We start from the raw sequence: 10,765 nt of genomic DNA on the forward strand, positions 1-10,765 counted from the left end.
TGCCCTAAAGGGTGAATCAAGGAAAATCGGGCTCCCTTTAGTCCCGATAGCTATCGGGAGGGGCAAAACCGATTTTCAGGGAATTAAATCAAACTGATTTTAGTCGTGTACTAATAATTTACACTATAATTATAGACCTACAGTCCAACCATTAGCCCAAGTAGGTTTAGCAGTTCCATTGCCAGCACCTGTGGCATTTTCGTTGATACTATATACCGATGATACATCAAAAGAGTCGCCAGCTGTGTTTTTTCCTACTGATAAGGTGGTAACATTGTCAAATCTAACATTGGTAGCCGCTAAAGTTCCGTCGGTTACATAAGCAATACCTTCATCATGCTGAATGTCGAAACCTGTTTTCCAATTGCTTAATACTAAGTTGTCAAATTGTGCTTTTGTACCCACTCTTAATTTAATCGCTTGCGATTCTGAACTTGTATCAGCTGCTCCCATGCCAATCAATGTTAAGTTTTTAATTATTGGATTAGAAATAGGTGTTGCTAAATGATTGTTTGAATTATTATCAGCTTCAATACCTCTGTTTCCTGCATTTGTTCTGATGCCGTACCAGTTTTCACCAGTTCCTGACCAACCTTCGGTCCAGTCAAATAAATCATCTCCAACTTGATCAGAGAAATTGGTTACAACCACATATTTTGCATTAGCTGTACCTCCAAAAAATTCAACACCATCATCTGAACCTTCGTGAACTTGAACGTACTCAATAGTTGTTCCGCTACCTACTCCAAATAATGAAAGACCGTTGAATTCTTTTTCTGAATTATAAGAAAAACCAGAATATTCTATTCTTAAGTACTTGATAGATCCTGAGCTGTCAGCACTATCTCCGCCACCATAAGTTAAGTCAGAAACTTCGGCTGATGCTGAAGTTCCTTTGTTGATTGGAGCGTTTCCACATAATACAAGGCCGCCCCATTGGCCAGGGCTTTGTACTGATGCAGTCATGACTACCGGTTTTGAAGCACTGCCTTGCACATCAATTTTTCCGTTTTGTGCAACAGCAATATATCTTACCGAAGCAAAATCTTCACTAGATGTTGTAGTTGCTTCAATTTTAACACCTTCTTTAATAGTGAGTTTGGCACCTGCATTTACAATTAGTTTTCCGGTCAGTTTATAAGTTCCGGATTCTAAAATAACTTCACCATCTTTAATTTCTCCGGTTAGATTTTCACGATCCAGGACAAAGCTAGTTCCTCCATTTTCATCCGTCGGATTGTCGTCATTGTTTGAACATGACGTGGTCAATATTGTGGCCAGTATAAGTGCCGTTCCTAAAAGTTTTGAGCTTGTTGTTTTCATAATTTTTACGTTGTTAATTCTGTTTGTTTTTCTTTTTTTAATTATAGTATTGTGATAAATAAAGGGCATTTTCGAATTAATTTTTTTTATGATTTTTAAGAATTAAAGTTTGTATTCTAAACCCAGTCTAAAAAAAGCACCCCGTTTATAAGACATCACTGTAATGTTTTCGGAGGCATTTTCTTGAACGCGCTCTATAGCTGGATTAAGAATGTTTTTGATCGTGAAATCGATGCCTAAGTTTTTGTTTAATTTGGTTTTTAAGATAAAATCCAATGTTCCCACACTTTTGTCCACTAAGTTGCCTTTGGTCTCTACGCCAAGCGCATAAAGCTTGTCAGAGTTATAAGAGTAGGCTAGTGTGGCCATTATATTTGCATCATTTTTAAAGTCTTTGATATAGGACACATCCGCATTCAGAAGAAAGTCAGAAGCACCTGTAAAGCTTGATGTGTCGTGAGTAAGATTGGTGTTATAATTGGTTTCTTTTCTTATTTTATCAGAATCCAAGTCTTGGTGCGTTTGCATATAAGAGGCATTTAATCCTGCTGAAAGTTTATTGGAATATTCTTCATCAAAATTGAAAATGTCTTTTCTAACTTCTATTTCAGCACCATATACATAGCCAGAATCGCCTGTGTTTATGAATGAAATGTCATTTGTGGATGAAGCTAGGGTAATCTCGTTAATCGGATCCAGAATGTATTTTCCGAAAGCAGTGAATGATAAGAGTTCTGAGTTTTTTGGGAAAAGCTCCCATTTTAAATCAACGTTATAGTTTTGCGAAGGATAGAGATCTGGGTTACCAACTTTGACTTCGGTAACATCTTCGTAAATAAATAGCGCACGTTCTTTAAATTGTGGTAAAGTATAAGTCTTACTGGCGGCGAAACGTAAGTTTTGTTTTTCGTTCAACTCATATTTCAAGAGGATACTTGGCAAAAATTCGTTTCTGTTAAATGTGTTACTTTTTCCAGAAGCATCCAATTGGGTTCTCCAAGACACGGTTTGTTCTACTTTTTCAAAACGTAAACCTGCCATAGCACTCAATTTATCAGAAAGTGAGTATTCCAAACTTGCAAAACCGGCATGGATGATTTGTTCACCATCATAAGTTTGAGGCGTTAATCCAGCAAAAGATTCGATGCCAAACCAACCATTGTTATAGTTGTTTTGGTTAAGGAATGCATCCAAATTATCAGGATCAACAACGCTATTCAATTGTGATCCTGCAATTCTGAAATTGAATTGAATGGCTTCAAAATCACGTTTTTTAAATCGGCCGTTATAGCCCAAACTTACTTTTCCTTTGGAATTTCCATCTTCATCTTCATTCAATTTATAGCTGATGGCCAAATTGGCTGCCAACTCATCTTCTATCAGGTTTTGATAATAGCGGTGATTATCTGTAATGGTGTTTTGTGCAAATAAATATCCGCCACGAGTGTCAGAATATTTTAAGGTGTTTTGGCTTCGGTCTGGCATGTCGCCTTCAACTTTGTTGTATGACGCAGCCCAATCAAAATTAAATTTGTCCGATAACTTATGATTTCCTAATAACTGATGGATCATTAAAGTATTTTGAACATAAGTGTTGCGTTGTATGAGTCCGTTATCTTCTTCGGCAATATCGCGGATAAAGCCATGATAGGCATCTCTGGTTTGGCTTGAAGAATTGACCATTAAAAAATTATATGCTATTTTATGGTTGGTGTTTATGCGGTAATTGGCATTGAACATTCCAGTGGTATTGGTGTTATAGGCAAATCGTTCTTGATTGAAAGATTTTAATTTTGCACCTTGTGCATTAACACTTTGATTGATGCCGTCGCGATATTCAAACCCATTGTCAAAACTTGCAGTTGCAAATAGATTAAGGCTGCCTTCTTCACCAATTTTAAAAGAACGTCCTGCTTTTAAACCAATTGCCGAGCCTAATGGTTTTTCTTTTACGGGTGCTAAACTGTTTTGAAAATTATAGCCACTAAGTGGATTGTTGGGAACGCCATACGATGAGAAACCAAACTTGTTGGGTCCGTCCTGTAGTTTGAAAGCGTTAAATTTATCCATTGTATTGGCTCCTAAATTTGTACCTAATGAAATGTCAAACATCCCTTTTCCTTTATGATCGATAGAAGTGATATCAACATTTCCACCGGCAAAATCTCCTGAAATTTTAGGGCCGTAAACCTTATCAATGGCTATATATTCAACAATGTCAGTTGAAAACAAATCGAGCGAAATATTTTTCTTTTCAGGATCATTGGAGCTTATCGGAAGTCCGTTAAGTGAGGTAGAGTTATAACGATCGCCAAGGCCGCGTACATAAATGGTATTTGAGCCTTCTTGTTTTGAAATGCCTGTGGTTTTGATAACGGCACTGGCTACATCGCTTACGCCTTTTCGAGATAACTCTTCAATACCAATGTTCTGTTTTATTTCAATGGCATTTTTTTGTTCTAACAACAAAGCGCTTTCAGTTTTCTTTCGCGTGTTTGATGTAATGACCACTTCATCTAAAGCAGCTGCACTGGCCACCATATCCACATCAATACTCACTTTTTTTCCGGCTTCTAACGCTACTTCTAATTCTTGGGTTTCATAACCAACAAAGCTATAGACCAGCGTATAGTTCCCTTCGTTTAGATTTTCAAAACTATAAACACCATCTATATCTGATGTTGTACCTATAGTTGTGCCTTTTATGAGCACGTTTCCAAAAGCCAAAGGCTCATCATTATATTCTTTATCAATCAATCTTCCTGCTATTGAGGCTTTAGATTGTGCATTGGCAATTGAGGTAAAAATTATGGGCAATAGTAATAAAATGTACTTCATTTGTTTGTTAAGATTATTCATTGCAAAGAAAGTGATGATGTGCAAGAGTGACGTTAACTTAAGATGAAACCTAGGTTATATAAAAGTTAGTTGAATGTTAGGTTTAGGTAAATTAATACAAAGACAATTTCTTGGTTTACTTCTTAAAAATGTATCTTGCAGTCGCATAAAATCTTACTATGAACTGGGAACAATTATTATCATTAAAACGATTTGGCGATACCCACAAGCGTATCCGAAAAGAACAAGATGAAACCCGTTTGGGATTTGAAGTGGATTATGATCGTATTATTTTTTCTTCAGAATTTAGAAGTCTTCAAGATAAAACCCAAGTTATTCCCTTGTCTCAAATTGATTTTGTACATACCCGCTTAACCCATAGTTTGGAAGTTAGTGTTGTGGGACGAAGTTTAGGAAGGCGCGTAGGTCAGGAAATATTGATGAAATATCCGCATCTTCAGAATATCCATGGCTATCAGGCTAACGATTTTGGTGCTATTGTAGCCGCCGCTGCTTTGGCCCATGATATTGGGAATCCACCTTTTGGACATTCTGGTGAAAAGGCGATTGGCGAGTTTTTTAAAAATGGCAAAGGCAAACAGTTCAAATCGCATTTGACCGATAAAGAATATCAAGATTTATGCGATTTTGAAGGTAATGCCAATGGTTTTAAAATTTTGACCGAAAGCCGATTAGGACGTTTGGGCGGTTTGCGTTTAAGTTATGCCACACTTGGTGCTTTTACAAAATACCCTAAAGAGTCCTTGCCAAAAAAGCCAACAGCACATATTGCGGATAAGAAATATGGTTTTTTTCAAAATGAAAAAGAAGCTTTTATTGAAATTGCAGACGAACTGGGTCTTATAAAGCGTTCTGCCAATGAAGACTTGAGTTATTCTCGACATCCTTTGGCGTTTTTAGTAGAAGCTGCCGATGATATCTGTTATACCATTATCGATTTTGAAGATGGCATTAACCTCGGATTGATCGATGAAGAGTATGCATTGGAATATCTGATTAAATTGGTAAGAGATACCATTAATACCAACAATTACCATGCTTTATCAAATACCGAAGATCGGATTAGCTATTTGCGTGCATTGGCCATTAGCACGCTGATCAATGAAACGGTAGAGTTGTTTATGACGCATGAAGAAGCGATTCTTAATGGAACATTTGATAAATCGTTAATGGACATTTCTAAATATCAAGCGCAGATAAAAGATATTATTAAAATAAGTGTTGAAAAAGTTTATCAATCAGAAGAAGTGGTTGATAAAGAAATAGCAGGATTTAAAATTGTTGATGGTATTTTGGATGTTTTTACAGATACCATTTTTAACCATCATCAGGGAACTTTAAGTAATTATCATAAATTGATTCTTAAAATATTCCCGAAAACTTTAGATTTAAACCAAGAAAACATATACCATAGTTTATTGGGAATCTGTAATTATGTTGCAAAATTTTCGGATAGCAAAGCTATTTTAATTCATAAAAAGCTAAGAGGAACGCATTTTTAAAATACATTTCATCGATTAAATTTGCTTTTAATCGATGTTATTGTATATTTGAAGGCTGTTTAAATTTTTAACATGAAAAATTCTACTATTGCTGCTATCGTAATTTTACTTGTTACCATCGTTTTTCTATTTGTAGTCAACGATTTATCAAAAACAAAGCACCCGGCTGTTCAGGCTAATGTTCATAAAATACAATAATATATTGTGTTTAATTGGGCGTGTGTGTACGCAGTACCAAACCAATATGCTCAGCAATATGATTAATATCTAATTGAGCTAATTCTTGTAATTGAGCAATGCTGCCATGTTCGATAAAAGTATCAGGGATACCTAATGTTTTTATAGGAATTTGATAATTGTGTTCTGCAGCAAACTCTAATATTGCCGATCCAAATCCGCCCTTAATGGTGCCATCTTCAACGGTAATGATGTATTTAAAAGTTTTAAAAATGTCATGTAAAAGTGCCTCATCCAAAGGTTTTATAAAACGCATATCATAATGCGCCACAGCATTTTCAGTAAAACATTTTAAAATCGCTTCTTTTACATTTTGAGCTATAAATCCAACCGATAAAACAGCAATGTCTTTTCCTTCTTTAAGCATTTCACCTTTACCAATTTCTAATTTTTTAAAAGGTTGTTTCCAATTGGTAATAACACCATAACCACGAGGATATCGGATGGCAATAGGGTGTTGAAGTCCTAATTGTGCGGTGTACATGATGTTTCGTAATTCGGTTTCATCACGAGGTGCAAAAATGATAAGGTTAGGAATACATCTTAAATATGCCAAATCAAAAACACCGTGATGTGTAGAGCCATCTTCGCCAACCAATCCAGCACGGTCTAAACAAAAAACTACTGGCAAATTCTGAAGTGCCACATCATGGATTACTTGATCATAAGCGCGCTGCAGAAATGTCGAATAAATATTGCAAAAAACCACCATGCCCTGCGTTGCCATTCCTGCCGAAAGTGTAACGGCATGTTGCTCAGCAATTCCTACATCAAAGGCACGGTTGGGCATTAAATCCATCATGTATTTTAAAGAACTTCCGGTGGGCATTGCTGGTGTGATGCCTATGATTTTTGGATTTTGTTCGGCCAATTCAACAATGGTCAAACCAAAAACATCTTGGAATTTTGTGAGTGATGATGCCGATTTTGTAATCAATTCTCCCGTTGTGGAATCAAATTTTCCAGGTGCATGATAAGTAACTTGGTTTTCTTCAGCTTGTCTCAATCCTTTACCTTTGGTAGTGATGACATGCAAAAACTTAGGGCCTTTTATAGTTTTTAAGCGTTGAAGTTCCTTGATAATGGTATCCAGATCATGCCCATCAATAGGTCCGGTATAATCAAAATTTAAGGCTTCAAAAATATTGTCTTGCTTTTGGGTGCCTTTTTTAACATTGGTTAAATATTGTTTTAGTGCGCCCACGCTTGGGTCAATTCCAATAGCATTATCGTTGAGGATAACCAATAAATTGGCATCTGTGACGCCAGCATGGTTTAGACCTTCAAAAGCCATTCCGCTGGCAATGGAGGCATCGCCAATAATGGCAATATGATGTTTGTTCTCACCTTTTAACTGTGAGGCAATTGCCATTCCTAAAGCTGCGGAAATAGAGGTGGAAGAGTGTCCAACGCCAAAAGTGTCATACATACTTTCGCTTCGTTTTGGAAAACCACTGATGCCATGCAATTGACGATTGGTATGAAAAATCGATTTTCTTCCGGTTAATATTTTATGTCCATAAGCCTGATGGCCAACATCCCAAACCAACAAGTCTTTGGGTGTTTTGAAGACATAATGAAGGGCAATGGTCAGTTCGACCACGCCAAGACTGGCACCTAAATGGCCTTCCTTGGTGGCCACAATATCAATAATAAATTCCCGCAACTCTTTGGCGAGTTGTGGTAAATCTTCTTGATTTAAAGCTCTTAAATCGGAAGGGAAATTGATTTGCTCCAATAAATTTTTCATCTCATTACAAAGGTAGCATTTGAAATTGTATTTTTGATTTTTAACTTTTGAAGATTGCGCTTTGGAAAATCCATTTGATGATATTTATTTTATGAGAAAAGCGTTGCAGGAAGCTGAATATGCTTTTGATAAAGGCGAAATTCCTGTGGGTGCAGTTATTGTCATTGATGACCGAATTATTGCCAGAGCGCATAATTTAACTGAGTTGCTCAGGGATGTTACTGCACATGCCGAAATGCAGGCCATTACTGCAGCTTCTAATTTTTTGGGTGGCAAATATCTTGTTAATTGCACGCTTTACGTTACTTTAGAACCGTGTCAAATGTGTGCCGGTGCTTTGTATTGGAGCCAAATCAGTAAAATTGTTTATGGCGCAGCAGATACCGAAAGAGGTTGTATCTCATTGAAGACCAAGCTCCATCCAAAAACTGTGATGGTCGGTGGTGTTTTAGCAGATGAATCGGCCCAGTTGTTGAAACGTTTCTTTATCGAAAAAAGAAACCTGAATTAGTATTTGTTCTCTTTTCCTTTTTCACGCATTTTCTCCAAATTCTCCTTGGTGAGCATATAATCACTGAATTTTTTATCTTTCCATCGGTAATAAGAAAATAAAGGAAATACCAAAAAGAATAAGCCTGCTACACCAAAACCTATCATTTTTTGTGAATATTCAGTTTCAAAAATAAATCCACCAGCCACACTTGCTAAAGCTGCTATGGACAGAATTATTATTAGATATTTCATTGTTTATAAAAATTGCGTGCAATAATGCTTGATCATCCTATAGTTTTAATACAAAAAGTCCCGCATAATGCAGGACTTAATTACTTATGATTTTAAGTCAAGTTTTAAACTTAGCTCTTCTAATTGTTTTGGATCAATTGGTGCAGGTGCATCGATCATCACGTCACGTCCGGAGTTGTTTTTTGGGAACGCAATAAAATCGCGAATGGTTTCTTGTCCGCCCAAAATAGCTACCAATCTATCCAAACCAAAGGCCAATCCGCCATGTGGAGGTGCACCATATTGGAAAGCATCCATTAAAAATCCAAATTGAGCTTTGGCCTCTTCAGGTGTAAACCCTAAATAATCGAACATTAAGGCTTGTGTTTTTTTGTCATGAATCCTGATCGAACCTCCGCCAATTTCGTTGCCGTTCAAAACCAAATCATAGGCATTGGCTTTTACAGTGCCAGGATCGGTTTTCAAAAGTTCCAATTGCCCCGGTTTTGGTGAGGTAAACGGATGGTGCATGGCGTGATAACGTTGGGTGTCTTCATTCCATTCCAATAGCGGGAAATCAACCACCCATAACGGTGCGAATACTTTGGGATCGCGCAAGCCCAAACGGGTTGCCAGTTCCATACGTAAAGCACTCATTTGGGGTCTTACTTTGTTGGCATCTCCTGAGAGTACACAAATAAGATCTCCTGGTTTGGCACCGGTTATTTCTGCCCATTTTGCCAAATCGTCCTGGTCATAAAATTTATCAACCGACGATTTGTGAGTGCCGTCTTCATTATAACGAGAATAAACCATGCCCAATGCGCCAATTTGCGGGCGTTTTACCCAATCAATCAATTGGTCGATCTCTTTTCGGGTATAACTGTTTCCTCCAGGTACTGCAATTCCAACAACCAATTCTGCAGTGTTGAATACGCCAAAATCTTTGTGTTGAGCAACGGCATTCAGTTCTCCAAACTCCATCCCAAAACGAATGTCTGGTTTATCGTTACCATATTTTTGCATGGCGTCGTCATAGGTCATGCGTGGAAACTCTTCAATATCAATGCCGTTGACTTCTTTCAATAAATGACGGGTTAATCCTTCAAAAGCATTCAGGATATCTTCTTGCTCCACAAATGCCATTTCACAGTCAATTTGTGTGAATTCTGGTTGTCTGTCGGCACGTAAATCTTCGTCCCTAAAGCATTTCACGATTTGGAAATACTTATCCATTCCGCCAACCATCAACAATTGCTTAAAGGTTTGTGGGCTTTGTGGAAGCGCATAAAATTGGCCTTCGTTCATTCGGCTTGGTACCACAAAATCACGGGCACCTTCTGGAGTAGATTTTATTAAATAGGGTGTTTCTACTTCTATAAAACCTTCTTTTGACAAATAGTTACGAACTTCCTGCGCTACTTTAGCTCTGAAAATCAAACTGTTTTTAACAGGATTTCTTCGAATATCCAAATAGCGGAATTTCATGCGCAGTTCTTCGCCACCATCCGTGTCATCTTCAATAGTAAAGGGAGGAAGAATAGCTGAATTTAGAACAGTCAATTCCGAAACCAGAATCTCAATAGCTCCAGTTGGAATATTAGCGTTTTTTGAAGCGCGTTCAATGACGGTTCCTTTAATCTGAATAACATATTCGCGGCCTAAATGCTGCGCTTGTTCCATCAGTGCTTTAGGTGTACGCTCATCATCAAAAACAAGTTGGGTAATGCCGTAGCGGTCACGTAAATCGATCCAAAGCATAAAGCCTTTATTTCGTGTTTTTTGTACCCATCCCGAAAGTGTAACCTCCGTATTGATATGTGATGCTCTTAACTCACCACAATTATGACTTCTATACATAGTGTAAAAAATTGAAGTGCAAATTTAATGAAGTTATATGAGTATCAAATAAAAAGAGAACAACAATTGTTTGCGTTTTAGTATATCTTAAATATATGATAGTATTGAGTTTTGTCTTCCAGGTTTAATAGCTGAACCAAAAAGAAGATAAGACATTGTGTTTTCGTTTTTGAATTGCAAAAGCTTTAGAATGATAAAAGGAAGCACTTACACTTCCTTTCATCTCCTTATAACTAACATAATTAACACAACTTATAATTAAGACCTGTCTGTTGCCAGTTGGTAATTTCTATTAAAAAAGTCAGAGTTGACCTCTGACTTTTTCATGATTAATAGCATTTAATCTAAACTAAAAGTGAATCCCCACGATCACTTCATAATTGTTTTTGGATAATAAAATAAAATCCCCTTCAACAAATATCATAAATTTAGGCTTTGTATTATCAACATATTGTATGGTTGGTAGGGAAAACCGTGTAGTTGGTAAATCTTGGAAGATTTTGTCGCGTAA

Annotated in this window: 8 protein-coding genes; 3 read left to right on the plus strand and 5 right to left on the minus strand. The window is 37.0% G+C overall.

Annotated elements, in window-relative coordinates; translation table 11 throughout:
* Positions 1 to 129: 129 nt before the first annotated feature.
* Both VNJ50_RS00315 and VNJ50_RS00320 read right to left on the minus strand, forming a co-directional pair.
* Complete coding sequence (locus tag VNJ50_RS00315; protein WP_325577946.1) at positions 130 to 1,323, minus strand: hypothetical protein; 1,194 nt, start codon at positions 1,321 to 1,323, stop codon at positions 130 to 132.
* 102 nt (positions 1,324 to 1,425) lie between these two features.
* Complete coding sequence (locus VNJ50_RS00320; RefSeq protein ID WP_325577948.1) at positions 1,426 to 4,161, minus strand: TonB-dependent receptor; 2,736 nt, start codon at positions 4,159 to 4,161, stop codon at positions 1,426 to 1,428.
* A 179-nt stretch (positions 4,162 to 4,340) separates the two neighbouring features.
* Here VNJ50_RS00320 and dgt point away from each other — a divergent pair, with 179 nt between their 5' ends.
* Positions 4,341 to 5,684 (plus strand): dGTP triphosphohydrolase, encoded by a 1,344-nt coding sequence (dgt, locus tag VNJ50_RS00325; protein WP_325577949.1) that lies wholly within the window; start codon positions 4,341 to 4,343, stop codon positions 5,682 to 5,684.
* A gap of 72 nt (positions 5,685 to 5,756) precedes the next feature.
* Positions 5,757 to 5,882, plus strand: coding sequence for a hypothetical protein (locus tag VNJ50_RS00330; protein WP_325577951.1), 126 nt, complete (start codon positions 5,757 to 5,759; stop codon positions 5,880 to 5,882).
* Positions 5,883 to 5,892: 10 nt separating this feature from the next.
* Here the strand turns inward: VNJ50_RS00330 and dxs are convergent, their stop codons facing one another.
* Positions 5,893 to 7,671 (minus strand): 1-deoxy-D-xylulose-5-phosphate synthase, encoded by a 1,779-nt coding sequence (gene dxs, locus VNJ50_RS00335; protein WP_325577953.1) that lies wholly within the window; start codon positions 7,669 to 7,671, stop codon positions 5,893 to 5,895.
* Between the two features lie 61 nt (positions 7,672 to 7,732).
* Between dxs and VNJ50_RS00340 the strand changes: the two genes are divergently transcribed.
* Positions 7,733 to 8,182 carry a nucleoside deaminase gene (locus tag VNJ50_RS00340; RefSeq protein WP_325577955.1) on the plus strand — a complete coding sequence of 150 codons (450 nt, stop codon included), beginning with the start codon at positions 7,733 to 7,735 and terminating at the stop codon, positions 8,180 to 8,182.
* On the opposite strand, the gene VNJ50_RS00345 is transcribed toward VNJ50_RS00340, so the two are convergent.
* Both VNJ50_RS00345 and aspS read right to left on the minus strand, forming a co-directional pair.
* Positions 8,179 to 8,415, minus strand: a complete 237-nt coding sequence (locus tag VNJ50_RS00345) for a hypothetical protein (RefSeq protein ID WP_325577957.1) — start codon at positions 8,413 to 8,415, stop codon at positions 8,179 to 8,181. The genes VNJ50_RS00340 and VNJ50_RS00345 overlap by 4 nt on opposite strands.
* Positions 8,416 to 8,499: 84 nt before the next feature.
* Entirely contained in the window at positions 8,500 to 10,254 is a 1,755-nt protein-coding gene (gene aspS, locus VNJ50_RS00350) for an aspartate--tRNA ligase (protein ID WP_325577959.1), read from the minus strand.
* Positions 10,255 to 10,765: the final 511 nt, after the last annotated feature.

Origin of the sequence: Gelidibacter sp. (assembly GCF_035577925.1) — a bacterium.
Classification (GTDB): Bacteria; Bacteroidota; Bacteroidia; order Flavobacteriales; family Flavobacteriaceae; genus Gelidibacter.